At 59.2% G+C, this 25,855-nt stretch carries 24 protein-coding genes; 9 read left to right on the top strand and 15 right to left on the bottom strand.

Going from position 1 to position 25,855, the window contains the following annotated elements:
- Positions 1–11: 11 nt before the first annotated feature.
- Both AC3WWR_RS02735 and AC3WWR_RS02730 read left to right on the top strand, forming a co-directional pair.
- Complete coding sequence (locus AC3WWR_RS02735; protein WP_033042955.1) at positions 12–1,061, top strand: alkene reductase; 1,050 nt, start codon at positions 12–14, stop codon at positions 1,059–1,061.
- A 208-nt stretch (positions 1,062–1,269) separates the two neighbouring features.
- Entirely contained in the window at positions 1,270–1,929 is a 660-nt protein-coding gene (locus tag AC3WWR_RS02730) for a hypothetical protein (protein WP_020798356.1), read from the top strand.
- A gap of 224 nt (positions 1,930–2,153) precedes the next feature.
- Here AC3WWR_RS02730 and emhR read toward each other — a convergent pair whose 3' ends face one another.
- The gene (emhR, locus tag AC3WWR_RS02725; protein ID WP_020798355.1) at positions 2,154–2,786 is read right to left on the bottom strand and encodes an efflux system transcriptional repressor EmhR; all 633 of its coding nucleotides are present in this window, start codon (positions 2,784–2,786) and stop codon (positions 2,154–2,156) included.
- Positions 2,787–3,053: 267 nt separating this feature from the next.
- Here emhR and AC3WWR_RS02720 point away from each other — a divergent pair, with 267 nt between their 5' ends.
- From AC3WWR_RS02720 to emhC, 3 genes are read left to right on the top strand one after another with little or no spacing between them, the layout of a single operon-like run.
- Positions 3,054–4,211 carry an efflux RND transporter periplasmic adaptor subunit gene (locus AC3WWR_RS02720; RefSeq protein ID WP_492598436.1) on the top strand — a complete coding sequence of 386 codons (1,158 nt, stop codon included), beginning with the start codon at positions 3,054–3,056 and terminating at the stop codon, positions 4,209–4,211.
- 3 nt (positions 4,212–4,214) lie between these two features.
- Positions 4,215–7,376, top strand: coding sequence for an efflux RND transporter permease subunit EmhB (gene emhB, locus AC3WWR_RS02715; protein WP_033040535.1), 3,162 nt, complete (start codon positions 4,215–4,217; stop codon positions 7,374–7,376).
- Complete coding sequence (emhC, locus tag AC3WWR_RS02710) at positions 7,376–8,836, top strand: efflux RND transporter outer membrane subunit EmhC (protein WP_020798352.1); 1,461 nt, start codon at positions 7,376–7,378, stop codon at positions 8,834–8,836. Before emhB ends, emhC begins: the two co-directional genes overlap by 1 nt.
- A gap of 241 nt (positions 8,837–9,077) precedes the next feature.
- Here the strand turns inward: emhC and AC3WWR_RS02705 are convergent, their stop codons facing one another.
- A complete protein-coding gene (locus AC3WWR_RS02705; protein ID WP_042955458.1) occupies positions 9,078–9,557 on the bottom strand; it encodes a hypothetical protein in 480 nt (159 codons plus the stop codon).
- Between the two features lie 425 nt (positions 9,558–9,982).
- Here AC3WWR_RS02705 and AC3WWR_RS02700 point away from each other — a divergent pair, with 425 nt between their 5' ends.
- Positions 9,983–11,242 carry an OprD family porin gene (locus AC3WWR_RS02700; RefSeq protein WP_020798349.1) on the top strand — a complete coding sequence of 420 codons (1,260 nt, stop codon included), beginning with the start codon at positions 9,983–9,985 and terminating at the stop codon, positions 11,240–11,242.
- Between the two features lie 141 nt (positions 11,243–11,383).
- On the opposite strand, the gene pcaC is transcribed toward AC3WWR_RS02700, so the two are convergent.
- The 11 genes from pcaC to pcaR form a co-directional block, all read right to left on the bottom strand.
- Positions 11,384–11,776, bottom strand: coding sequence for a 4-carboxymuconolactone decarboxylase (gene pcaC / locus AC3WWR_RS02695; RefSeq protein WP_020798348.1), 393 nt, complete (start codon positions 11,774–11,776; stop codon positions 11,384–11,386).
- A gap of 10 nt (positions 11,777–11,786) precedes the next feature.
- Positions 11,787–12,593: a 3-oxoadipate enol-lactonase gene (gene pcaD, locus AC3WWR_RS02690; protein ID WP_020798347.1), complete on the bottom strand. Its 807-nt coding sequence runs from the start codon at positions 12,591–12,593 to the stop codon at positions 11,787–11,789.
- 11 nt (positions 12,594–12,604) lie between these two features.
- The gene (locus tag AC3WWR_RS02685) at positions 12,605–13,969 is read right to left on the bottom strand and encodes a 3-carboxy-cis,cis-muconate cycloisomerase (RefSeq protein WP_020798346.1); all 1,365 of its coding nucleotides are present in this window, start codon (positions 13,967–13,969) and stop codon (positions 12,605–12,607) included.
- 45 nt (positions 13,970–14,014) lie between these two features.
- Complete coding sequence (locus AC3WWR_RS02680; protein ID WP_020798345.1) at positions 14,015–15,322, bottom strand: MFS family transporter; 1,308 nt, start codon at positions 15,320–15,322, stop codon at positions 14,015–14,017.
- 194 nt (positions 15,323–15,516) lie between these two features.
- Entirely contained in the window at positions 15,517–16,083 is a 567-nt protein-coding gene (pcaG, locus tag AC3WWR_RS02675; protein ID WP_033043622.1) for a protocatechuate 3,4-dioxygenase subunit alpha, read from the bottom strand.
- Between the two features lies 1 nt (position 16,084).
- On the bottom strand, positions 16,085–16,789 hold the full coding sequence (pcaH, locus tag AC3WWR_RS02670; RefSeq protein WP_033043621.1) for a protocatechuate 3,4-dioxygenase subunit beta: 705 nt from the start codon (positions 16,787–16,789) through the stop codon (positions 16,085–16,087).
- A gap of 38 nt (positions 16,790–16,827) precedes the next feature.
- Complete coding sequence (gene pcaF, locus AC3WWR_RS02665) at positions 16,828–18,033, bottom strand: 3-oxoadipyl-CoA thiolase (RefSeq protein ID WP_020798342.1); 1,206 nt, start codon at positions 18,031–18,033, stop codon at positions 16,828–16,830.
- On the bottom strand, positions 18,030–18,809 hold the full coding sequence (locus AC3WWR_RS02660; protein WP_110748929.1) for a CoA-transferase subunit beta: 780 nt from the start codon (positions 18,807–18,809) through the stop codon (positions 18,030–18,032). The genes pcaF and AC3WWR_RS02660 overlap by 4 nt, the downstream gene beginning before the upstream one ends.
- Positions 18,809–19,666, bottom strand: coding sequence for a CoA transferase subunit A (locus AC3WWR_RS02655; protein ID WP_168757358.1), 858 nt, complete (start codon positions 19,664–19,666; stop codon positions 18,809–18,811). Before AC3WWR_RS02655 ends, AC3WWR_RS02660 begins: the two co-directional genes overlap by 1 nt.
- 261 nt (positions 19,667–19,927) lie before the next feature.
- Positions 19,928–21,274, bottom strand: coding sequence for a 4-hydroxybenzoate transporter PcaK (gene pcaK, locus AC3WWR_RS02650; protein WP_020798339.1), 1,347 nt, complete (start codon positions 21,272–21,274; stop codon positions 19,928–19,930).
- A 285-nt stretch (positions 21,275–21,559) separates the two neighbouring features.
- Positions 21,560–22,402, bottom strand: coding sequence for a pca regulon transcriptional regulator PcaR (gene pcaR / locus AC3WWR_RS02645; protein WP_020798338.1), 843 nt, complete (start codon positions 22,400–22,402; stop codon positions 21,560–21,562).
- A gap of 421 nt (positions 22,403–22,823) precedes the next feature.
- Here pcaR and AC3WWR_RS02640 point away from each other — a divergent pair, with 421 nt between their 5' ends.
- From AC3WWR_RS02640 to AC3WWR_RS02630, 3 genes are all read left to right on the top strand, one after another.
- Positions 22,824–22,979, top strand: coding sequence for a hypothetical protein (locus AC3WWR_RS02640; RefSeq protein WP_020798337.1), 156 nt, complete (start codon positions 22,824–22,826; stop codon positions 22,977–22,979).
- Positions 22,980–23,080: 101 nt separating this feature from the next.
- A complete protein-coding gene (locus AC3WWR_RS02635) occupies positions 23,081–23,281 on the top strand; it encodes a hypothetical protein (protein WP_008056863.1) in 201 nt (66 codons plus the stop codon).
- Between the two features lie 374 nt (positions 23,282–23,655).
- Positions 23,656–25,131, top strand: coding sequence for an inorganic phosphate transporter (locus tag AC3WWR_RS02630; RefSeq protein WP_020798335.1), 1,476 nt, complete (start codon positions 23,656–23,658; stop codon positions 25,129–25,131).
- Positions 25,132–25,403: 272 nt separating this feature from the next.
- On the opposite strand, the gene ccoM is transcribed toward AC3WWR_RS02630, so the two are convergent.
- Positions 25,404–25,520 (bottom strand): cytochrome c oxidase subunit CcoM, encoded by a 117-nt coding sequence (ccoM, locus tag AC3WWR_RS02625; RefSeq protein ID WP_008056860.1) that lies wholly within the window; start codon positions 25,518–25,520, stop codon positions 25,404–25,406.
- Between the two features lie 143 nt (positions 25,521–25,663).
- The gene (locus tag AC3WWR_RS02620; protein ID WP_008016476.1) at positions 25,664–25,825 is read right to left on the bottom strand and encodes a hypothetical protein; all 162 of its coding nucleotides are present in this window, start codon (positions 25,823–25,825) and stop codon (positions 25,664–25,666) included.
- Between the last annotated feature and the right edge of the window lie 30 nt (positions 25,826–25,855).

Genomic DNA, 25,855 nt, shown 5'->3' with positions numbered 1-25,855 from the left:
AGAGCTATTTCATGACGACTATTTTCGATCCGATCAAACTGGGCGACCTCGAGCTGGCTAACCGCATCATCATGGCCCCGCTGACCCGCTGCCGCGCCGACGAAGGCCGTGTGCCCAACGCGTTGATGGCCGAATATTACGTACAACGCGCTTCGGCTGGCCTGATCCTCAGCGAAGCCACTTCGGTCACCCCGATGGGCGTCGGCTACCCGGACACCCCGGGCATCTGGTCCAACGACCAGGTGCGCGGCTGGACCAACGTCACCAAGGCGATCCACGGCGCGGGCGGCAAGATCTTCCTGCAACTGTGGCACGTCGGCCGGGTGTCCCACGAGTCGTACCTGAATGGCGAAAAACCGGTCGCCCCAAGCGCCATCCAGCCTAAAGGCCACGTCAGCCTGGTGCGTCCACTGGCCGATTACCCAACGCCCCGCGCGCTGGAAACCGCTGAAATCGCCGACATCGTCGACGCTTACCGCGTGGGTGCCGAAAACGCCAAGGCCGCCGGTTTTGATGGCGTGGAAATCCACGGCGCCAACGGCTACCTGCTCGACCAGTTCCTGCAAAGCAGCACCAACCAGCGCACCGACCAATACGGCGGTTCCGTGGAAAACCGTGCCCGGCTGTTGCTGGAAGTGACCGATGCCGCGATCGAGGTCTGGGGCGCCGGCCGTGTCGGTGTGCACCTGGCACCTCGCGCCGACTCCCATGACATGGGTGACGACAACCTGGCCGAAACCTTCACCTACGTCGCTCGCGAACTGGGCAAACGCGGCATCGCCTTCATCTGCTCGCGCGAAAAAGAAGGCGCCGACAGCCTGGGACCGCAAATCAAGGAAGCCTTCGGTGGCCCGTACATCATCAACGAACGCTTTACCAAGGACAGCGCCAATGCCTGGCTGGCGAGCGGCAAGGCTGATGCAGTCGCCTTCGGTGTGCCATTCATTGCCAACCCGGACTTGCCGGCGCGCCTGAAAGCGGATACGCCGCTCAACGAGGCTCGTCCGGAGCTGTTCTACGCCAAGGGCCCGGTGGGATACATCGACTACCCGACGCTGTAAGTTTCATAGCTTGAAACGCAAAAGCCCCGACTCGAAAGCGCCGGGGCTTTTTTATTAAAATAACTTTCGAGCACACTAAAAAAGCATTCAACACACATCCAGACATCATCCACCTCTTCCGGCACGCACCACCAATACAGATAATAAATTTTCCACAGACAGCTGTACTCCTCATAACTAAGACAAAACTTTATCGAAAGGAATCGACATGAACACCAGTGAAGACACTGACAACGAAGTTAACCAACCCTACGACCAATTGTTCGCGTTCTTTAAAGCTACCTCTATCGGTATTCTTTACCAGCTTTCGCCGCACCTGCTCAGCGAGGAATACCAGGCCATGCTGGACGATCTGGTAGGCAAGGCCAAGGTGGAGCTGATTGATTTGCTGGAAGAAGCGGAATATACGAACGCGCTGAATCAAAAAATCGAACAATGGCGAAATCAGAAAAGGGGTCCAAAACATACGCGTGTGATTGTCAAAATCATCAATAACACGTCTCATACATTCGGTATTGCCCAGACCAGCTTACCCATGAGCAAGGCAGAGCGCGAATCGTTCCAGACGCCCACCCAAGGACAAACTGCATTTAAATGCGACTTTGACTATAGCTATGCCTACCCCTGGCCTAAAAACAAAATCATGTTCAATCAGTTTATAGACTTCGTCGATAATCATATCGGAGTCCGCTTCGATCTGGGCATGATCATGAATACGTCATTTGGCGTTCATACGCCAACGCTCAGGCCAAGTGTAAAAAACACCGTCACGTCGATTGGCTCATCCAGTATCAAGTGCTCGACCACAACCACTCGAATGGGTGATGAGGCGCCCTTCGACTTCGAGGTAGAAATCATCCTGGGCTGATGGTGGCCAATCCGCCGGTTCGACAAGCGTGGTCAGCCAGGGCATTTGTCACGCGAGTGTTCACCTCTGCGTCTGAGCCTGCCTTACTACCCACGACACAAATTCCCTACAAAATACGAAACTCGCTACCTTTCAACCTGGCACGCGTACGTATATAAAAGCATGCCATCGCGAACAGACGAGCGCTGAAGGATCAGCGCTCGCCTCCAATTCTACATATTGTTTCATTTGCGCAGACTGGGGCTCAAGCGCAGCATGTCCAACCCGGTTTCAACCCAACGCTCTGCGTCAAGGTGCAGTTGAAAACTGTCGGGCGCCAGCAGCCACTGGTACAGGATGCCATCGATATAGGCATGCAGGCTGATGGCCGCGCGAGCCGTGTCGAGGTTTTCCGGCAATTGCCCGCGATTCACGGCGTTACTCAAGGCCAGGTCGATCTGTACATTGCAGTCCAGGCTGGCCGCCACACGCTGAAGGCGCAGGTCGCACATTTCATCGGTGAACTCGCACTTATGAAACAGAATTTCGTTGATGCGTCGGGTTTTCGGGTCCAAAGCAACTTGATGAAACAAATGAATCAACAGCTTGCGCATGCAGCCCAAGGGGTCGAGTTCGTCCGCGTCTACGCTGGCCTTGGCCATTTCATCCAGAGGCTCGTGCAGGGTGTCGAGCATGGCCTGCACCAGATCCGCCTTGTTGCTGAAATGCCAGTAGATAGCCCCACGAGTGACGCCGGCCAGGGTCGCGATATCCGCCAGTGTCGTGCGCGCCACGCCCCTTTCAAAAAAGGCTTTTTCTGCCGCCTCAATTATCTGGCTGCGGGTTTCTTGAGCTTCCTCTTTGGTACGACGGACCATGGCAGTACAACCTCAATCAGGATGCTTCAGCGATGTCTGGATATCAGCTGAATAAAAGCGGGGCGAGTGCTCTTGGGTATCGTCCCCGGGCCTACAATTCGAACCTTGCGACGGCGTTTGTAACGGAATGGGTACGTGACCAAGGTATTTACAAACAGCCATGAACGTAAGTATATTCCTTAGCATGCTACTTATCCACTCGGCCCCCACTTTTTAACCTTCAATTTTTTCTTGTGCGTTTGTTTCGCGCCTGACCCGAGGATTTTCATGCAATTCAAGCCAGCTGTTACCGCTCTGGTCGCCGCCGTCGCCCTGGCATCGCTGCTCAGCGGATGTAAAAAAGAAGAGGCCCCTCCGGCCGCACCACCGCCTCAGGTCGGCGTCGTCACTCTGCAGACGCAAACGTTTACGTTGACGTCCGATCTGCCGGGTCGCACCAGTGCATTCCGCATTGCCGAAGTGCGCCCACAGGTCAACGGCATCATTCTCAAGCGTCTTTTCAAGGAAGGCGGCGACGTCAAGGCCGGTCAGCAGCTGTATCAGATCGATCCATCGGTTTATGACGCTACGCTCAAAAGCGCCGAAGCCAACTTGCGTTCGACCAAGTCGATCTCTGACCGCTACAAGCAACTGGTCGACGAACAGGCCGTGAGCCGCCAGGAATACGACACCGCCGTGGCCAATCGCCTGCAATCGGAAGCCGCACTGCAAACGGCCCAGATCAACGTGCGCTACACCAAGGTCTATGCGCCGTTGACCGGTCGGATCGGTCGCTCGTCGGTCACCGAAGGTGCACTGGTCAGCAACGGCCAGGCCGAAGCGATGGCGGTGATCCAACAGCTGGACCCGATCTACGTCGACGTCACCCAGTCTTCGGTCGAGCTGCTTACGCTGCGCCGCGAACTGGAAAGCGGTCGTCTGCAAAAAGCCGGCGACAACGCCGCGAAAGTCAAACTGACCCTCGAGGATGGCAGCCAGTACAAGCTCGACGGCAAGCTGGAGTTCTCCGAGGTCTCGGTTGACCAGACCACCGGCTCTGTGACCCTGCGCGCCGTGTTCCCGAACCCTGACCACACCCTTCTGCCGGGCATGTTCGTGCACGCCCAGTTGCAGGCAGGCGTGAACAGCGCCGCGATCCTGGCGCCGCAACAAGGCGTCACCCGCGACCTCAAAGGCATGCCGACCGCGCTGGTCGTAGGTCCCGACAACAAGGTCGAACTGCGTCAGCTCAAGGCTAACCGCACCGTCGGCAACCAATGGCTGATCGAAGACGGCCTGAAGGCCGGCGATCGCCTGATCACCGAAGGCCTGCAATTCGTCAAGCCGGGCATCGAAGTCAAGCCCACTGACGCCACCAACGTCGGCACAAAAAACCCGGCCCCCGCCAAGCCAGCTGAGCAGGCTTCCAACGGCCAAGGGGAGTAATCCATGTCCAGATTCTTCATCGACCGTCCGATCTTCGCCTGGGTAATCGCCCTGGTGATCATGCTGGTCGGGGCTCTATCGATCCTCAAGTTGCCGATCAACCAATACCCGAGCATTGCGCCTCCAGCCATCGCCATTTCCGTGACCTACCCGGGCGCTTCTGCGCAAACCGTGCAGGACACCGTGGTCCAGGTGATCGAGCAGCAGCTAAACGGTATCGACAATTTGCGTTATGTGTCTTCGGAAAGTAACTCCGATGGCACCATGACCATTACCGCGACCTTCGAGCAAGGCACCAACTCCGATACCGCGCAGGTCCAGGTCCAGAACAAGCTGAACCTGGCCACCCCGCTGTTGCCGCAGGAAGTGCAGCAACAAGGTATCCGCGTGACCAAGGCAGTGAAGAACTTCCTGCTGGTCATCGGCGTGGTGTCGCGTGACGGCAGCATGACCAAGGACGACCTGTCCAACTACATCGTGTCCAACATGCAGGACCCGATCTCGCGGACCGCCGGCGTCGGCGACTTCCAGGTATTCGGCTCCCAGTACGCCATGCGCATCTGGCTCGACCCGGCAAAGTTGAACAACTTCAACCTGACCCCGATCGATGTCAAAACCGCCATCGCCGCACAGAACGTCCAGGTCTCGTCCGGCCAGCTCGGCGGCCTGCCCGCCCTGCCCGGCACGCAGCTGAACGCGACGATCATCGGCAAGACCCGCCTGCAGACCGCCGAGCAATTCGAAAAGATCCTGCTCAAGGTCAACAAGGACGGCTCCCAGGTTCGCCTCAGGGATGTCGCCAGCGTCGGCCTGGGTGGTGAGAACTACAGCATCAACGCCCAGTTCAACGGCGCCCCGGCGTCCGGCCTGGCCGTGAAACTGGCCACTGGCGCCAACGCCCTGGATACCGCCAAGGCCCTGCGCACGACCATCGACAACCTCAAGCCGTTCTTCCCCGAAGGGATGGAAGTGGTGTTCCCGTACGACACCACGCCGGTGGTGACCGAATCGATCAAGGGCGTGGTTCACACCCTGGTCGAAGCGGTCGGGCTGGTGTTCCTGGTGATGTTCCTGTTCCTGCAGAACTTCCGCGCCACCATCATCACCACGATGACGGTACCGGTGGTATTGCTCGGTACATTCGGGATCCTCGCGGCAGCCGGTTTCAGCATCAATACCCTGACCATGTTCGGTATGGTGCTGGCCATCGGCTTGCTGGTGGACGATGCCATCGTCGTGGTGGAAAACGTCGAACGGGTGATGAGCGAAGAAGGCCTGTCGCCCAAGGAAGCAACCAAGAAATCCATGGGGCAGATCCAGGGAGCACTGGTCGGTATCGCCCTGGTGCTGTCGGCGGTGCTGTTGCCAATGGCCTTCTTCAGCGGCTCCACCGGTGTGATCTACAAGCAATTCTCGATCACCATCGTCTCGGCCATGGCCCTGTCGGTACTGGTGGCCCTGATCTTCACGCCAGCGCTCTGCGCCACCATGCTCAAGGCTATTCCGAAGGGCGAGCACCACACCCCGAAACGCGGTTTCTTCGGCTGGTTCAACCGCAACTTCGACCGTGGTGTCAAAAGCTACGAGCGTGGCGTCGGCAGCATGCTGACGCACAAGGCGCCGTACCTGCTGGCCTATATCATCATCGTCGTTGGCATGATCTGGCTGTTCACCCGCATTCCAACCGCGTTCCTGCCGGAAGAAGACCAGGGCGTATTGTTCGCCCAGGTACAGACCCCCGCCGGATCAACGTCCCAGCGCACCCAGGTGGTCGTGGACGAAATGCGTGAATTCCTGCTGCGTCCGGGCAAGGATGGCGGTGAAGGCGACGCGGTGAACTCGGTGTTTACCGTGACCGGCTTCAACTTCGCCGGCCGTGGCCAAAGCTCGGGCATGGCGTTCATCATGCTGCGCCCATGGGAAGACCGTAACGCCGACAACAGCGTGTTCAAGGTCGCAGCCCGTGCCCAGCAGCACTTCTTCACCTTCCGTGACGCCATGGTGTTTGCCTTCGCGCCACCGGCGGTACTGGAATTGGGTAACGCCACCGGTTTCGACGTGTTCCTGCAGGACCGCGCCGGTATCGGTCACGACAAGCTGATGGAAGCCCGTAACCAGTTCCTCGGCATGGCGGCGCAAAGCAAGATCCTGACTCAAGTGCGTCCGAACGGCTTGAACGATGAGCCGCAATACCAGCTGGAAATCGACGACGAGAAGGCCAGTGCCCTGGGCATTACCATCGCCGACATCAACAACACCCTTTCGATCGCCCTGGGCAGTAGCTACGTCAACGACTTCATCGACCGCGGTCGTGTGAAGAAGGTTTACGTGCAAGGACAGCCCGGTGCGCGCATGAGTCCTGAGGACTTGCAAAAGTGGTACGTGCGCAACAGCGTCGGCACCATGGTTCCGTTCTCGGCGTTCGCCAAGGGTGAGTGGATCTACGGATCGCCAAAACTGGCCCGTTACAACGGCGTGGAAGCGGTGGAAGTCCTCGGCGCCCCGGCACCGGGTTACTCCACCGGTGAAGCCATGGCCGAAGTCGAGGCCATCGCCAAGAAACTGCCGGCCGGCGTCGGTATTTCCTGGACCGGCCTGTCCTACGAGGAACGTCTGTCGGGTTCGCAAGCGCCTGCGCTGTACGCCTTGTCGTTGCTGATGGTGTTCCTGTGCCTGGCGGCCCTCTATGAAAGCTGGTCGATTCCGATCGCGGTCATGCTGGTGGTACCGCTGGGGATCATCGGTGCGCTGATGGCCACCAGCCTGCGCGGCCTGTCCAACGACGTGTACTTCCAGGTGGGCTTGTTGACGACCATCGGCCTGGCGGCGAAAAACGCCATCCTGATTGTCGAATTCGCCAAGGAACTGCACGAACAAGGGCGCAGCCTGCGCGAGGCGGCCATCGAAGCCTGCCGCATGCGACTGCGCCCCATCATCATGACCTCGCTCGCGTTCGTGCTCGGCGTGGTGCCCCTGGCGATATCCACGGGTGCAGGTTCCGGTAGCCAGCATGCCATCGGTACCGGCGTGATTGGCGGTATGATCACCGCAACCGTTCTGGCGATCTTCTGGGTCCCACTGTTCTTCGTCACCGTGTCGGCCCTGGGTCAGCGTAAAAACGTCGACCAGCAAGACGCCATTGAAACTTCTAAAGAGGCTGGCTAATGAGCAAGTCGCTACTCTCCCTGGCCGTCGCCGCATTCGTGCTTGGTGGCTGCTCGCTGATACCTGACTATCAGCGTCCGGACGCTCCGGTGGCAGATCAATACCCGCAGGGCCAGGCGTATTCGCCAGCCCAGGCACCGGCGCAGGCCGCTGCCGAGCAGGGCTGGAAGCAGTTTTTCCATGACCCGGCGCTGCAGCAGCTGATTCAGCTGTCCCTGGAAAACAACCGCGACCTGCGTGTCGCGGCGTTGAACATCGACGCCTTTGCGGCTCAATACCGCATCTCGCGTGCCGATCTGTTCCCGGCCGTTTCGGCCAACGGTACCGGCAGCCGCCAGCGCTTGCCGGCTGACGCTTCGCAGACCGGCGAGGCCGGTATCACCAGTTCCTACTCGGCCACGGTTGGCATCAGCGCCTATGAACTGGATATGTTCGGTCGGATTCGCAGCCTGAACGAAGAAGCCCTGCAGAAGTACTTCGCCACCGAAGAAGGCCGGCGCAGCACCCAGATCAGCCTGGTGGCCAGCGTGGCCAATGCCTACCTGACCTGGCAGGCCGACAAGGAACTGCTCAAGCTGACCCAGGACACCCTCGCCGCGTTCGAGGAGAGCTACAAGCTCACCGCGCGCAGCAACGAAGTGGGCGTCGCTTCGGCCCTGGACCTGGCACAATCGCGCACCTCGGTGGAAAACGCCCGTGCGCAACTGGCCAAGTACACCCGTCAGGTCGCCCAGGATGAAAACAGCCTGGTGCTGCTGCTTGGCACCGGCATCCCGGCCAACCTGCAAGCGGCTAAACCGCTGAACGACGACCTGCTGGCCGAAGTGCCGCCTGGCCTGCCGTCGGACTTGCTGCAGCGTCGCCCGGACATCCTGCAAGCCGAGTACAACCTCAAGGCCGCCAACGCCAACATTGGCGCGGCGCGGGCAGCGTTCTTTCCGAGCATCAGCCTGACGGCCAACGCCGGGACCCTCAGCCCGGACCTGTCCGGCCTGTTCAAGGGTGGCTCGGGCACCTGGCTGTTCCAGCCGCAGATCAACCTGCCGATCTTCAACGCCGGCAGCCTGCGTGCCAGCCTGGATTATTCGAAAATCCAGAAAGACATTGGCGTGGCGAACTACGAGAAGTCCATCCAGACCGCCTTCCAGGAAGTCGCCGACGGCCTGGCCGCGCGCCAGACCTACGTCCAGCAGTTGCAGGCGCAGCAGGACTTCGTCAACGCCAACCAGGACTACTACCGCCTGGCCGAGCGTCGTTACCGCATCGGTGTCGACAGCAACCTGACCTTCCTCGATGCCCAGCGTCAGCTGTTCAGTGCCCAACAGGCATTGATCACCGACCGTCTGGCGCAACTGGTCAGCCAGGTCAACCTGTACAAGGCCCTGGGCGGTGGCTGGAATGAACAGACGGCGAAGAACGAGCCGCTAAAAGAAGAAGCGCCGAAGTTGAAATTATTCTGATAGTAGTAAAACCAATAAGCCCACCGATGGTGGGCTTATTGGTATGGCGGCCAAAGATCATATACATCGCCGGCATCTGAGCCTGATAACTTGCCGAATGACATACAGCTGCCGGTAAACCCCTCAAATTCACATTCCACATCCACGCTATCTAGCAATTAAAATATACAGCCCACCTAGAGCGAGTCGGCGAAGCCTTTTTCGTTAAAATACTTATCGGCACATGATTACAACAGGCCAATCACTTGCGCACCTTGGCACTCACAGCGAACTCAGGGCAATGCACATATACGATTTCCGTTGGATCTGCGGAATTTACAATCTTAAAATCAAATTTACCGGCTACTTTTAATTCACCTCCAGCTTCAATCAAGGTCGTAAAAGTGATATTTCCTGACGTGTAATATCCAAAACCCATAAACTCTTTAATTTCACAATATGCCTCCACTGCATCTGGATCTGAGGAGATTGCGTATTCTGTATCCACTAAAAGATCCAGATTCGAACCAAACTCTAAATTCGCTTCACCACCCGCTCCTGAATTTGAGGCCTTCAGCAAAAAATTACCAGGAGTCCAGGAAAGAAAATCAATATCACCAAAATTGATCCGACGCTCTATATCACCTTTTTTAATGGTTGTTCTAATTCCTCCGACTCCCGGATTATGATCTTTCGCCCCACTAATGGCAGCCTTGCCTTGTTCTTCTTTTTCGATACCCATGACCACGCCCTCTATTAAATAATAGTTAAAAACACAACAACCACAAAGGCGAGCGTATTCCTTGATCAGGATCAAAACAACTGTCATAAGTGACAGCGCGACAAACAAAAAAGTTATATATACCTGATATCTATAGCGAAAACTTTTCCAATAACACCACCGCCCTTCTCCCTACCTGCCTTAAATAATGTCATTCGTTTTCGTTCGATAATCGCCCAAAATTCATCCCTCACAATTGAACTATCTAGTTAATTCACCGCACCATTCCATCTCAGACCAATAACAATCAGGATCCACACCGTGCCCCAGCGCCCTGCCCTTCCCGGCTGATCCCGTTCCGCTATCACCCGATCCGAATCTTCAAATGCAGCCTCAGGTTGCGGCACATCCTGTTGCATCCACAACAATTAGAGAGACCCGAGCCCATGACGCCTTCCACCGCGCATTATTTCCTCCCAAGCTTGATCGCCGTCGCCTTGACCGCAACCGCAACTACCGTGACCGCCGAAGAGCCGGGTTTTGTCGAGGGCGCCAAGGTCAACCTGAACCTGCGCAACTTCTACATCAACCGCAATTTCACCAACCCGACCAAGGCCCAAGGCAAGGCCGAAGAGTGGACGCAAAGCTTCATCCTCGATGCCAAGTCCGGCTTTACCCAGGGCACCGTCGGTTTCGGCATGGATGTGCTGGGCCTGTACTCGGTGAAACTCGATGGCGGCAAAGGTACTGGCGGTACCCAACTGCTGCCGCTGGACAGTGACGGCCGCCCGGCCGACAACTTCGGTCGCACCAACGTGGCGTTCAAGGCCAAGCTGTCGCAGACCGAAGCGAAAGTGGGCGAATGGATGCCGGTGCTGCCGATCCTGCGTTCGGACGACGGTCGTTCCCTGCCGCAAACCTTCCGCGGCGGCCAACTCACCTCGAAGGAAATCGACGGCCTGACGCTGTACGGCGGTCAGTTCCGCCAGAACAGCCCGCGCGACGACAGCAGCATGGGCGACATGTCGATGACCGGCAAAGCCGCGTTCACCTCCGACCGTTTCAACTTCCAGGGCGGCGAGTACCTGTTCAACGATAAACGCACCCAGATCGGTGTGTGGAACGCCGAACTGAAGGACATCTACAGCCAGCAATTCATCAGCCTGACCCACAGCCAACCCATCGGCGCCTGGACCCTCGGCGCCAACCTCGGTTACTTCTACGGCAAGGATGACGGCAGCGCCCGAGCCGGCGAGCTGGACAACAAAACCATGTACGGCCTGTTCTCGGCCAAGTACGGCGGCAACACCTTTTACGTCGGCCTGCAGAAACTTACCGGCGACAGCCCGTGGATGCGGGTCAACGGCACCAGCGGCGGCACCCTGGCCAACGACAGCTACAACTCCAGCTACGACAACGCCCGGGAAAAATCCTGGCAAGTGCGCCACGACTACAACTTCGTTGCCCTCGGCGTGCCGGGCCTGACCCTGATGAACCGCTACATCAGCGGCGATAACGTGCACACCGGCACGATCACCGATGGCAAGGAATGGGGGCGTGAAAGTGAACTGGGCTACACCGTGCAGAGTGGTGCGCTGAAAGACCTGAATGTGAAGTGGCGCAACTCGACGATGCGCCGCGACTACAGCAACAACGAGTTTGATGAGAACCGCGTGATCATCAGCTATCCGATCAGCCTGCTCTAAACCTCTGCTGCCTGATCGTTCCCACGCTCTGCGTGGGAATGCAGCCCGGGACGCTCCGCGTCCCTTCCCTTCCAAAGCCGAACGCAGAGCGTCCGTTGAGGCATTCCCACGCAGAGCGTGGGAACGATCAATCGCGGGGGATCACTCCCGCGATTCAACCCCCAACTCATCCCACACCGACTCAGCCAGGTGGAACGTCGCATTGGCTGCCGGAATCCCGCAGTAGATCGCGCTCTGCATGATCACTTCCTTGATCTCGCTACGGCTCACGCCATTGTTGGCGGCGGCGCGCAGGTGCAGTTTGAGTTCGCCCTCGCGGTTCATGCCGATCAGCATGGCGATGGTGATCAGGCTGCGGGTGTGACGCGGCAGGCCCGGACGGGTCCAGATGTCGCCCCAGGCGTGGCGGGTGATCATTTCCTGGAACTCCGAGTTGAACTCGGTCAGGGTGGTCAGGCTGCGATCGACATGGGCATCGCCCAGAACAGCGCGACGGACCTTCATGCCCTCGTCGTAACGTTGTTTCTCGTCCACGGAATTCCCCTCAACGAGCCGTCAGGAAGGCCAGCACGCGGTCGCTGAAATCAGCGCCGGCCTGGACGTTGGACAAGTGCGCGGCATAGAACTCGGCGTACTCGGCACCCGGCACGTGCTCTTGGATGAAGTGCCCGCCGGACGGCGGCGTGACCGCATCCTGGGTGCCGGCGATCACCAGCAGCGGCGCCTTGATCGAGGACAACTGATCGCGGAAATCGGCATCGCGCACCGCCGCACAGTTGGCCGCATAGCCTTCAGGCGATGTCGCCGCCAGCATGTCGGTAATCTGCTTGGCCGCCGCCGGGTTGGCTTCGGAGAAGTCCGGGGTGAACCAGCGTGCAATCGAGGCATCGCGCAAGGCGACCATCGCTGCCTGACCGTCACGCAACACCGTTTCGATACGCGGGTTCCAGATCGACGGATCGCCGATTTTCGCCGCCGTGTTGCACACGATCAGCTTATTCAGACGTTCGCCGGCGTTGATCCCCAGCCACTGGCCGATCAGGCCGCCCATGGACAGGCCGCAGAAATGTGCGCGTTCGATGTGCAAGGCATCCAGCAGTGCCAATACGTCACGGCCCAGTTGTTCGATGCTGTAAGGGCCCGGTGTCACCAACGATTGGCCGTGGCCGCGGGTGTCGAAACGCAGCACACGAAAGTGCTCCGTGAACGCCGGAATCTGCGCGTCCCACATGTGCAGGTCGGTGCCCAGCGAGTTGGACAGCACCAGCACCGGCGCATCGACCGGCCCATCAAGTTGCGGCCCTTGAATTTGGTAGTGCAGTTCGCCATCGGCGAGTTTTACGAAAGCCACAGCAGTCTCCTTCAGGCAGTCATTGCAGAGTGTTCAGCCACCGCTCGCTCGACCCAGGTACGGGCCTGACCGAGATAATGGGCGGGGTCCAGCAGATGATCGAGTTCAGTGGCCGACAGCTCGGCAGTCACTTGCGGTTCGTCACCAAGTACGGCACGCAAATGGCGTTGTTCGGCGACGGCGCGTTTGCAGCATTGTTCCAGCAGGTGATGCGCGGTGTCGCGGCCGACCCGTTGTGCGAGGACGATGCTCACCGCTTCGGCGAGCACCAGGCCCTGGGTCAGGTCGAGATTGCGGGCCATGCGTTCGGCGTCCACTTCCAGGCCGCCTGTGACCAGCAGCGCCTGCTTGAGACTGCCGGACACCAGGCAGCAAATTTCCGGCAGGGTTTCCCACTCGGCATGCCAAAGCCCCAGGCTGCGCTCGTGCTCCTGCGGCATGGCGCTGAACAGTGTCGACAGCAGGCCTGGCACGCGAGTCGCCGCGCCAATCAGCACCGCCGCGCCGACTGGATTGCGTTTATGCGGCATGGTCGAAGAGCCACCCTTGCCCGGCGCCGAAGGCTCGAACACCTCGGCGGCTTCGGTTTGCATCAGCAAGCTGATATCGCGACCGAGCTTGCCGAGACTACCGGCGATCAATCCGAGCACCGAGCCAAACTCCACCAGGCGATCGCGCTGAGTGTGCCAGGGTTGGTCGGGCAAGCTCAGTTGCAGCTCTTCGGCCAACGCCTGGGCAATCGGCATCGCCTGTTCACCGAGGGCCGCGAGGGTTCCGGAGGCGCCACCGAATTGCAGCACCAGCAGGCGCGGCCTGAGCTCTTGCAGACGTTGACGGCTGCGGGTGACGGCGCCCAGCCAACCGGCGATTTTCATGCCGAGGGTCACCGGCGTCGCATGTTGCAACCAGGTGCGCCCGGCCAGTGGCGTGGCGACATGACGTTGGGCCTGGGTGGCGAGGGTGTCGCCCAGTTGCGCCAGATCGCTGTCGATCAATTCCAGCGCCCGGCGCAATTGCAACACCAGGCCGCTATCCATTACATCCTGGCTGGTGGCGCCCAGATGCACGTAGCGTTCGGCTTGCGCATCGCTCGCGGCGATTTGCTTGCCCAGCGCCTTGACCAACGGGATCGCCGAATTACCCGCCGTGGCAATTGCCTCGCCGAGGGCGGCAAAATCGTAATGCCCGGCCTGGCACGCCGCTTCAATCGGTGCCACCGCGGTAGGCGGAATCACGCCGACCCGCGCTTCGGCCCGGGCCAGCGCCGCTTCGAAATCGAGCATGGCCTGGACCCGGCCCTGATCGCAGAACACTTCGCGCATATCGCTGGCAGTGAAATAGGCATCGAACAATTGATTGCCCGGTCGCTCGTTCATAAACAGTCCCTGGAGGCGCGGGCCGCTCAGGCCCGCGGATGTGGATCAAAGGTCGTTTTCTAGATACTTCGCATGCTTGGGCAGACGCAGGCTGAACAGGAACGCTATCGCCATCATCAACGTCACGTACCAGTAGAAGGAGTTTTCCATGCCGACTGCCTTGAGGCTCAGGGCAACATATTCCGCCGAACCGCCGAAGATTGCATTCGCCACCGCGTAAGCCAGGCCAACACCCAGTGCACGCACCTCAGGCGGGAACATTTCGGCTTTTACCAGACCGCTGATCGAGGTGTAGAAACTGACGATCGCCAGCGCCAGGGTAATCAGCACGAAGGCCAGGAATGGACTGGTGACGCTTTTCAGGCTGAGCAGTATCGGCACGGTGCACAGCGTGCCGAGTGCGCCAAACCACAGCATCGAGTTCCGGCGGCCGATCTTGTCCGAGAGCATGCCGAAGATCGGCTGCATGCACATATAAAGGAACAGTGCGCCGGTCATGATGTAGCTGGCGGTCTTGGCGTGCATGCCGGCGGTGTTCACCAGGTATTTCTGCATGTACGTGGTGAAGGTGTAGAAAATCAGCGAGCCGCCGGCGGTGTAACCGAGCACGGTGATGAACGCGGCTTTATGGTCGCGGAACAACGCGCGAATGCTGCCGGCGTCCTTGTTTTCGCGCATTTCCTTGCTGGTGGTTTCTTTCAGCGAACGACGCAGGTACAGCGAAACCAAGGCCGCCATGGCACCGACCACGAACGGAATCCGCCAGCCGTAGGCACGCAAGTCATCCTCGGTGAGGAACTGTTGCAGGACCACCACCAACGACACCGCCAGCAACTGCCCGCCGATCAGGGTCACGTACTGGAACGAGGCGAAGAAACCGCGCTGGCCCTTGAGGGCGACTTCGCTCATGTAGGTAGCGGTGGTGCCGTATTCGCCGCCCACCGACAGGCCCTGGAGCAAACGGGCGAACAGCAACATGATCGGGGCCCAGACCCCGATGTCCTTGTAGGTGGGCAGACAGGCGATGAGCAACGAACCGAAGCACATCATCAGAATCGATATCAGCATCGAATTCTTGCGCCCGTGCTTGTCTGCGAGACGGCCGAAAATCCAGCCGCCAATCGGACGCATCAGGAACCCGGCGGCAAAGACGCCCGCTGTGTTGACCAACTGCACCGTGGGGTTGTCGGACGGGAAAAAGGCTGGCGCGAAATAGATCGCGCAGAAGGCGTAGACGTAGAAGTCGAACCATTCGACGAGGTTGCCCGACGATGCGCCGACGATGGCGAAGATCCGCTTGCTGCGTTCTTCGCCTGTGTAGAGCGCTGCAGGAGCCGTAGTTGGGGTTGTCATTGTTTTGTTCACTCAATGGGGACAGTGAGAGTCTAGACACACTTTGTAACAGTCCCGTTCCGCAGATGGATCACCAATGCATATCCCTTGTGGGAGCGAGCCTGCTCGCGAAGAGGCCGCTCCATTCAACATCCATGTCGACTGTCAGTCCGCTTTCGCGAGCAGGCTCGCTCCCACAGGGATTTACGGCGTTCTCAATAATCGAAGAACACCGTCTCCGCATCAGTGCCCTGCAGAATCACATTCCACTGATAAACCCCGCTCGCATCCTGCTTGGCCAGCAAGGTGCCGCGACGCTCGGCCGGAACGCATTCAAGCAGCGGGTCATCCACGTTGGCCGGTTCGCCCTCGAAGTAGATCCGAGTCAGCAAGTGCTTTACCAAACCACGGGCAAACACCAGCACCACCAGGTGCGGCGCCTGGGTCGTGCCCTTGAGGCCTTCAACCGTGCCCGGCTTGATGGTGGTAAAGCGGAAACGCCCTTCGGCGTCCACCGGCACCCGGCCAAAGCCTTCGAAGTTCGGGTCCAGGGGTTTGTCCTGATCGTCTTCAGGGTGGTCGTACTTGCCGGCGGCGTTGGCCTGCCAGACTTCCAGCATCGCGTCGTTGACGACATCACCGTTGCCATCGACCACTTGCCCGGTGATCGCCACGCGCTCGCCCAGGGTTTGTTCGACGGTCAGGTTTTCGCGATTAAGCCAGGTCAGGCCGATATGGTAGTAAGGCCCTACGGTGTGGGACGTGGTCGCAGTCAGCGTCATCTTATTTCTCCATCGGCGTGGCGTCGCGGCCACGCAATACGATGTCCCAGCGATAACCGAGGGCGTAGGAAGGGATGGTTTTTTCCAGATCGAAACTGGCGATCAAACGCTCCTTGGCACTGGTATCGGGCACGCAGTTGTAGATCGGGTCGTACGCCAGCAGCGGGTCCCCGGGGAAATACATCTGCGTGACCAGGCGCGTCAGGATGCTCGGCCCGAACAGCGAGAAATGGATGTGCGCCGGACGCCAGGCGTTGTGGTGGTTACCCCATGGATACGCGCCGGGCTTGATGGTCTGGAACTGGTACCAGCCATCGGCATCGGTCACGGTACGGCCGGTGCCGGTGAAGTTCGGGTCCAGCGGTGCATCGTGCAGGTCCCGGGGATGGTTGTAGCGTCCTGCGGCGTTGGCTTGCCAGATCTCCACCAGGATCCCCGGCACCGGCAGACCGTTTTCATCCAGCACACGGCCGTGGATGATGATGCGCTCACCCTGAGGCTGCCCTTCGTGCTGGGCGGTCAGGTCGTTGTCCTTCTCGTTGATGCGCTCGGCACCCACGGTAGGACCGGTGATTTCCGACAACGAGTGCGGCAAGAACACTAGCGGCTTGGACGGCGAGCGCAGGTTGGTGGATTGATAGGTCGGGTGCAGGTAGGCAGGCTGGGTGCCTTCCTGCGGGCGACGGTAACCAGGCTTGTCAGTCATGAAACATTCCTCAGTTCTTATAAGTCTTTTCGAGCGCGTCAGACGCGCTCGATCGCCAGGGCCAGACCCTGGCCGACACCGACGCACATGGTCGCCAGACCTTTTTTGCCACCGTTTTTTTCCAGCTGATGCAGGGCTGTCAAAACCAGTCGTGCACCGCTCATGCCCAACGGATGCCCCAAGGCAATGGCACCACCGTTCGGGTTGACTTGAGGTGCGTCGTCCGCCAGCCCCAGTTCACGCAGTACCGCCAGGCCTTGGCTGGCGAACGCTTCGTTGAGTTCGATGACGTCGAAATCGCTGACCGCCACACCCAGGCGTTCGGTCAACTTGCGCACCGCTGGCACCGGGCCAATACCCATCACCCGAGGTGCAACACCGGCGCTGGCCATGCCCAATACTTTGGCGCGAGCGGTCAGACCGTGCTTTTTCACCGCTTCGGCCGAGGCCAGGATCAAGGCCGCCGCGCCGTCGTTCACACCGGAAGCGTTGCCGGCGGTGACGGTTTTGTCCGGGCCATTGACCGGTTTGAGTTTGGCCAGGGTTTCCAGGGACGTGTCGGCGCGCGGATGCTCATCCTGGCTGACCACTGTTTCACCCTTCTTGTGGGCAATGCGCACTTCGACGATTTCTTCGGCGAAAAAGCCCGCGGCTTGCGCGGCAGCGGTGCGTTGCTGGCTGCGCAGGGCGAAAGCGTCCTGATCTTCACGGGACACTTGATAATCGTCGGCGACGTTGTCGGCGGTCTGCGGCATCGCATCCACACCGTACTGGGCCTTCATCAACGGGTTGATGAAGCGCCAGCCAATGGTAGTGTCTTCCAGCTTCATGTTGCGCGAGAACGCGGCGTCCGCCTTGCCCATCACGAACGGCGCGCGGGACATCGATTCGACGCCACCCGCAATCGCCAGCTCCATTTCGCCACTGGCGATGGCGCGGAACGCGGTACCGATGGCATCCATGCCCGAAGCGCACAGGCGATTAAGGGTCACGCCGGGAATGGTTTCCGGCAGACCCGCCAACAGCAGCGCCATGCGCGCCACGTTGCGGTTGTCTTCACCGGCCTGGTTGGCACAGCCGAGGAACACCTCGTCCACTGCATTCCAGTCCACCGACGGGTTGCGCTCCATCAAGGCCTTGATCGGCACGGCGGCCAGGTCGTCGGCGCGAACCGCCGACAAGCCTCCGCCGAAACGGCCGATGGGGGTACGAATCGCGTCGCAGATATAAACTTCACGCATCATGCTTCTCCTGGGGTTTGGCCGTGGGCGGCTGCGGTGCGGGCTTCCAGATCACGCAGCGCGGTCAGCTCGACTTCGGTCGGCTCGGCAGTGGTGTCGACGCTATCGGCAAAGCGGATCGGCCAACCGGTCGCCGCGACCACTTGCTCGCGGGTCACGCCCGGGTGCAGTGCGGTGACCACGAACTCGTGGGTGCCGGCTTCCGGCTCCATGATGCACAAGTCGGTAATGATTCCCACTGGACCGGCGCCCGGCAGGCCCAGACGCTTGCGTGAATCACCACCCTCGCCATGGCCGACCGAAGTGATGAAATCGAGTTTGTCGACGAACGAACGCGACGACTGCTTGAGAATGATCAGCACGCTCTTGGCGGAACCAGCAATCTCCGGCGCGCCACCGGCACCCGGCAGACGCACTTTCGGTGCATGGTAATCACCGACCACGGTGGTGTTGATGTTGCCGAAACGGTCGACTTGCGCAGCGCCGAGGAAACCGACGTCGATACGCCCGCCCTGCAGCCAGTAGCGGAAAATCTCACCGGTCGGGACCACGGTATCAGCGGTTTCCGCCAGTTCACCATCACCGATCGACAGTGGCAGTACGCTCGGCTTGGCGCCGATTGGGCCCGATTCGTAGATCAGGACCACGTCCGGCGAGGACGTCAGGCGCGCCAGGTTGGCCGCTTTCGACGGCAGGCCGATACCCACGAAGCACACAGAACCGTTCTTCAGCCTGCGGGCGGCAGCCACGGTCATCATTTCATTGGTGGTGTAAGTCATTACTTCGCCTCCGAAGCGGCGGCCAGTTTGGCCTGGAACTCGCTGAAGTCAGCGCTGCCATGGATGTACTCGTTGATCCATGCAGTGAAGGTTTCACGGTCGCGGGCAATCGGGTCCCAGGCCTGGTAGAAACGGTTGTCCCGCTCGTTGTAACCATGGGCGTAGGACGGATGCGCGCCACCAGGGACGTGGCAAACCGCGCTCAGGGCCCAGGTGGGCAGGACACAGGAGTTCATCGGTGCGTTCAGGTCGTCGACGATTTCCTCAACGGTGACGATGCAGCGCTTGGCAGCCAGCGCGGCTTCTTTCTGCACGCCGAGAATGCCCCACAACAGCACGTTGCCCTTGCGGTCGGCTTTTTGCGCGTGAATCACGGTGATATCCGGGCGTACCGAAGGCACGGCGGCGAGCACTTCACCGGTGAACGGGCAGGTGACGGACTTGATCAGTGGGTTGACTTTCGGCAGGTCGGAACCGGCGTAGGCACGCAGCACCGCGAACGGCAGCCCGGAAGCGCCGGCAACATAGGCGTTAGCCAGGTCGGCGTGACTGTGTTCTTCAATTTCCAGGGCGTGGGGCCACTGCTTCTCGACGGCGTCACGCAGACGATGCAACGAACCGACACCCGGGTTGCCGCCCCAGGAGAAAATCAGCTTGCGCGCACAACCGGCACCGATCAACTGGTCGTAGATCAGGTCGGGGGTCATCCGCACCAGGGTCAGGTCTTTCTTGCCCTGGCGAATGAGTTCGTGACCCGCCGCTGTCGGGATCAGATGGGTAAAGCCTTCGAGTGCGACCGTATCGCCGTCGTTCACGAATTGCTTTACCGCGTCGTGCAGCGAAAGAATTTCAGCCATCGGGGCAGGCTCCCGTTTGTTATTAACCAACTGATAAAAAGGCGCCGATGCGCAGCGCCGGAGTGGTTAAAGATTAAGCGCGTGCCCCACACCAAACAATCCGATAATCGACTGAGTGTTCGTTTATCGAACACATTGTTGTCAGGCTACCGTTTTGTCTTGCCTATGATCGTTCCCACGCTCTGCGTGGGAATGCAGCCCGGGACGCTCCGCGTCCCTGCCGAAGCGGACGCAGAGCGCAGGAACGATCAAGGTAAAATGTCAGGTCGCATCCGCATGACTGACCACACCCTTGATCACCACTGCCGCAGTCGCCAAAGCCGCCGGAATCACCAGTGCCGTCAGCACTTGCTCGAAATTCCAGCCCAGTCCCAGCAGTGTCGCGCCCATCCATGCACCGAGGATCGCGCCGAAGCGGCCAATCCCGAGCATCCATGACACCCCGGTGGCACGCCCTTGAGTCGGATAAAACCGCGCCGCCAGCGAAGGCATCGCCGATTGCGCACCGTTGACACACATGCCCGCCACCAACACCAGGGTCGCCAGTAAGGTGATATTGCCCAGGCTCTGCCCTACCGCGTAGGCAAACACCCCGGCCAACAGATAGAAAGTACCGATGACCTTGTGCGGATTGAAGCGATCCATGGCCCAGCCAACGCCCACCGCGCTCAACACCCCGCCGAACTGGAACAGCGCGCCTATGAACGCGGCCTGCTCCATGCTCGCACCGCTGTCGCGCATCAGGGTCGGCAGCCAGCTGGTCAGCAGGTAAACGATCACCAGGCCCATGAAGTAGGTCAGCCATAGCAGCAAGGTGCCGACGCTGTAGGTGCCGGAGAAGATCACGGCAAACACGTTGCGCGCCTTCACGGTTTTCTGTTCCGGCACGCTGAAGCTCGATGCCTGGGCCACCACCTTCGGGTCGATGGGTGCCAGCGTCTTGCGTACTTTGTCGGTGCCGCGATTACGCACGACCAGAAAACGCGCCGATTCCGGTAGCCAGATCAGCAACACGACGCCGAGGATCAACGGCAGGATCCCGCCGATCAACAGCAAGCTATGCCAGCCGAACGCGGGGATCAGCTTGGCCGAAATGAATCCGCCACCGGCCATGCCCAGGTTGAAGCCGCAGAACATGCTGGTCACCAGCAGGGATTTCTTGCGCTCCGGGGTGTACTCCGACAACAGGGTCGTGGCGTTGGGCATGCCCGCGCCCAAGCCGAGGCCGGTCAGGAAGCGCAATACCAGCAACTGGTCGACGTTGGTGCTGTAGGCCGAAGCCAGGCTGAAGGCACCGAACAGCAGCACAGCCCCGACCAGAACGACCTTTCGCCCAAACCGGTCAGCCAGCGGCCCGGAGCCCAACGCCCCGAAGACCATGCCGATCAGCGCCGCACTCATCACCGGGCCAAGGCTGGCGCGATCGATACCCCAATCCTGGGACAGGGCGGGCGCGATGAAGCCCATCGCCGCCGTATCGAGACCATCGAGGAAGACAATCAGGAAACACAGGATCACCACTCGCCACTGATAGCGCGAAATGGGTTGGGCATTGATGAAGGACTGCACGTCGAGGCAGTTACCTACAGCAGACTGGGGCTGGTTCATTATTTTTTTCCACGCAAAGAACGCAGTCGAACAGATATCAACCTCTAACGAGGCTGTCACGAGAAAGGGGGAGCCGGGATCAGGTGATCGAGCTCCGGCAAAATAACCGGGGAGAACGGCGACAGTCAGGGAATGTGCGCATGGGTGCCTCTTCTCATTATTATGGGGTCGTCGTCCGGAGCCGGATCGAGATCGCCAGCGCCGGGTGGCGCTGGCGCGACATTAATGAGGCAAGGGAAAGAGCGTCAATTCGTCAAACGCGAGTCTGTGCGATTATCGAACAGCTTAGGAAAACAGCTGGGTACTGAGGTCACGACTGGCACTCAGCAGGCCGGGCAGGAAACGCTGCTCGAGCTCGCTGCGGCTAACCCGACCGGCGTGGGTACTGACGTTGAGAGCCGCGACCACCTGGCCGGAAGCGTCGTATACCGGGACGGCGATCGAACGTAGCCCCTGCTCGAGCTCTTGATCGACGATGCACCATCCCTGCTGACGTACTTCCTGCAGGCATTCGAGCAAGGCTTGGGGGGTATGAATGGTTCGACTGGTCTTGGCTTGCAGGTCGGCGTGGTCGAGATACTCGCGCAATGAACTGTCATCGAGGGCGGCGAGCAGGATCCTGCCCATCGACGTGCAATAGGCCGGCAGGCGCCCGCCCACCGAAAGGTCGACCGAAATCAGGCGCTGGGTGGTCGCCGAACGCGCGATATATAAAATGTCATCGCCTTCCAGGGTAGCCATGTTGCAGGCCTCGTGGAGTTGCTCGCTCATGCGGTCCAGGTAGGGTTGCGCAGAAACCGCCAGCGGCGTCGAGGACACATAGGCATGGCCCAGGGTCAGGACTTTGGGCAACAACGAATACGTTCGGCCATCGGTCGTGGCATAACCGAGTTTGATCAGCGTGTGCAGGCAACGTCGCACGGCGGCGCGGGGAATTTCCGTACGATGGCTGATCTGCGCAATGGTCAAGTGCCGCTTGCGCTCCTGGAAGGCTTGCACCACGGCCAGTCCACGCGCCAGCGAGGTCATGAAATCCGGATCACCGGTCAGGGCCTGGATGCGCTTGGCGGGTGAAGCGACGATCGGCGGTGCCACCGAAGCGAAGGAGTTGCGCAGTTGATCGTTCATACAAGGTCCTTTTCCCGGACGGATCGACGAGCTATTACAGGGCACTGGGTGCAGGGTATACAAGCCCGGCTCGGTAACATCGGGCGATTATCGAACCATTGCGCGATAATCGCAACCAATGCTGCTCACGACGCAATCGGCCATGCGGCCATCGATACAAGTTTTTTTGTGCAAGCGCTGCAGACTTCATGACGCAATGTAACTGTCTTAAGTTGTGCGACTTAATGACGTCAGAAAGACATCACCGTAGTGTGGCATCCTCCTATGCCCTAGTTGCCAGTTACGGTTATGGGTAAAAAACAATCACACATCAAGATCCACTTTTAACTCTCTCGTGATAGTGTTCTGTAAATCGCTCGCTATAATGTAGTTCAGTAGCCATTCGGATTTTTATTGGCCGATACCGCTACCCGGTGGCGCGATGTTCCATCGCCGCTCTCCACAGCAAGCACCTGACGCCGACTGCATCCGCATCGCGCCAACGCGCTCGCTGAAACAGGATCTGATGCTACGTCAGCTGTTTATCTCTGGTGCCGTGGCCGCCTGCAACATGGAAGTAATGATCGCCCTGTCGTAAACGCGATGCCTGCAAAGGCTTTTTGCATTCGATGCGTGCGGTCAATACATCAGGTGCAGTGCGTTTCACCAGAACTCATCTCATCTCAATCAGGTAGCACCGTGACAAAAGACGAACTGCGCGCGGAACTTGAGCGCCAGGAACAACGTTACAAGGAAGTTTACGGCGGGGAAGTCACCACCTACGCCGCCCAGCCAGAACCGGAACGCAAGCCATGGCGCAAACGCGCCACCGTTCAGGATCAGGTTTTCAAGCAAGAACTGGAAAAAATGGAAAAGGAACTCAAAGCCGAGGAGCCATGAAGGCCTGGGCTTGAATGCCTGCCGGGTCTGCGTTACATCCGTTAAAAGCGGAATGTATAGATATTGCCTTTTGCGCCCGCTACGAGCGGGCAGCGGCCGCCTTGCCCACCGGACGAGGTCGAAGGCTCGAATCTGACCCTTTTTTCAGAAATTTCATACAAGCATGCTCACACCCCTTCAGGTGAGGCAAACCCCTGTGCCTGCGGGCTTCTCAAAGAAATTCAATCACTTGCAAAACCCTGTAATTCACGGGGGTTATCGGCACCGTTGCAAAATAATTCGTTGAAGAATGTTACCGATGAGCAGCAAGTGCATCGATTTCCAGTCTTTTCTGGCATAATCGCGCCCCCTTATGACCGGGTCAGAAAACCTTCATGATCGATTTATTCAGCGGACTGGATGCTTGGGTGCTTGTGAGCCTCTTGCTCGCCCTGGCTTTTGTCCTCGCCTTCGAGTTCATCAATGGATTTCATGACACCGCTAACGCGGTAGCCACTGTTATCTACACCAAAGCCATGCCCCCACATCTGGCGGTGTTCTTTTCGGGTGTGTTCAATTTCCTCGGCGTATTGCTCGGTGGCGTGGGCGTGGCGTATGCCATTGTTCACCTGCTACCGGTTGAACTGCTGATCAACGTGAACACCGGCCACGGCCTGGCAATGGTTTTCTCGCTGCTCGCGGCGGCCATCACCTGGAACCTGGGCACTTGGTACTTCGGTATCCCGGCCTCCAGCTCCCACACGCTGATCGGTTCGATCCTCGGCGTAGGCCTGGCCAATGCCTTGATCAACGATATTGCGTTGGCCGACGGGGTGAACTGGCAGAAGGCGATCGATATCGCCATGTCGCTGGTGTTCTCGCCGATGGCAGGCTTCCTGATTGCCGCGCTGATTTTGATCGGCCTTAAATGGTGGCGTCCGCTGTCGAAGATGCACAAGACGCCGGAACAGCGCCGCAAGATCGACGACAAGAAACACCCGCCGTTCTGGAACCGCCTGGTGCTGGTGATCTCCGCCATGGCCGTGAGCTTCGTGCACGGTTCCAACGATGGCCAGAAAGGTATCGGCCTGATCATGCTGGTGCTGATCGGTATCGTACCGGCGCAATTCGTGCTCGACCTGAACAGCACCACCTACCAGATCGAACGTACCCGCGATGCCACCTTGCACTTGAGCCAGTTCTACAAGCGCAATGCCGACTCACTGGGCGAGTTCCTGGCCCTGGGCAAAAGCGTCGAAGGCGATCTGCCGGAGAAATTCCGCTGCAACCCGCAGCAGACCGAACCGACCATCGACGCTCTGCTTGGCACCCTCAAAGGTGTCTCTGACTACCACTCGCTGTCGTCGGAAAGCCGCATCGAAGTACGCCGTTACCTGCTGTGCCTGGACGACACGGCGAAGAAGGTCAGCAAGTTGCCAATCCTGGGCGCCCGTGAAAAGGCTGACCTCGACAAGCTGCGCAAGGACCTGACCACCACCACCGAATACGCTCCGTTCTGGGTCATTCTGGCGGTCGCCCTGGCCTTGGGCCTGGGTACCATGGTTGGCTGGAAACGCGTGGTACTGACCATCGGCGAGAAGATCGGCAAGCAAGGCATGACCTATTCCCAAGGCATGTCGGCGCAGATCACCACGGCGAGCCTGATCGGCATGGCCAACATCTTCAGCCTGCCAGTGTCCACCACCCACGTCCTGTCCTCGGGCGTGGCCGGCACCATGGTCGCCAACAAAAGCGGCCTGCAAGGCGGCACCGTCAAGACCATCCTGCTGGCCTGGGTATTGACCCTGCCAGCCACGGTCGCCCTGTCGGCCGGCCTGTTCTGGCTGGCGTCGAAGGCACTGGGTAGCTGATACGCAGTCGTACGAAAAAAGGCGCGCTCCGTGAGGACCGCGCCTTTTTTTATTACCGCTGCTTTCGTTCAATCACCACTGTTCCAATGTGGGAGCGAGCCTGCTCGCGAAAGCGACTAACCTGTCGCCATTTTCATTGCGACGACCTCCGTCTTCGCGAGCAGGCTCGCTCCCACATTGGGCTTGCTACGTCTCGACAGGAATCGCAGACAAAAAAAAGGGCAACCGAAGTTGCCCAAAATGCCTTGCGTGCTCATTGCATCCAGAAAGACCTACGGTTTTTTGCGCTTGTGCGAGTCTTTCCAGATAAAGAATCCGAACCCTGCAAAAAACACCAACATGAGGCTGACGGTCAGCACTCCGGCGATCACCACGTTGTCGAAAAACATGACGCGTCTCCTGCAGTTGCCCTGTTGCGATGGAGCCAAGGTAACCATTTGGGCAGGAGAGAATATTGACCGGGATCAATGTTGCCCGGGACCGGGCATAGAAGGAGGGAAAAACTGACCTGCATCAATCGATGCAGGGGGATTCAACGCTTTTTCGGTTTGTTCTTCGGCTTTTTCTTCGCCTTGCCCAACGGCATGGCCTGCTCGAACGCCTGGCGCACTTCATTCAGGCGCTTGTCGTTGAGATCGTGGACACGCTTGGCGCGTTCGGCATTAAGGTCGATCAGCTTGTCATCTTGGCTCATGGCGTCAGTGCATCGCTTGAAATGAAATTC

The organism is Pseudomonas sp. EB271-G4-1, from assembly GCF_058791355.1.
Note: the sequence above shows the minus strand (reverse complement) of the source record. Positions and strands in the feature narration are given on the sequence as shown.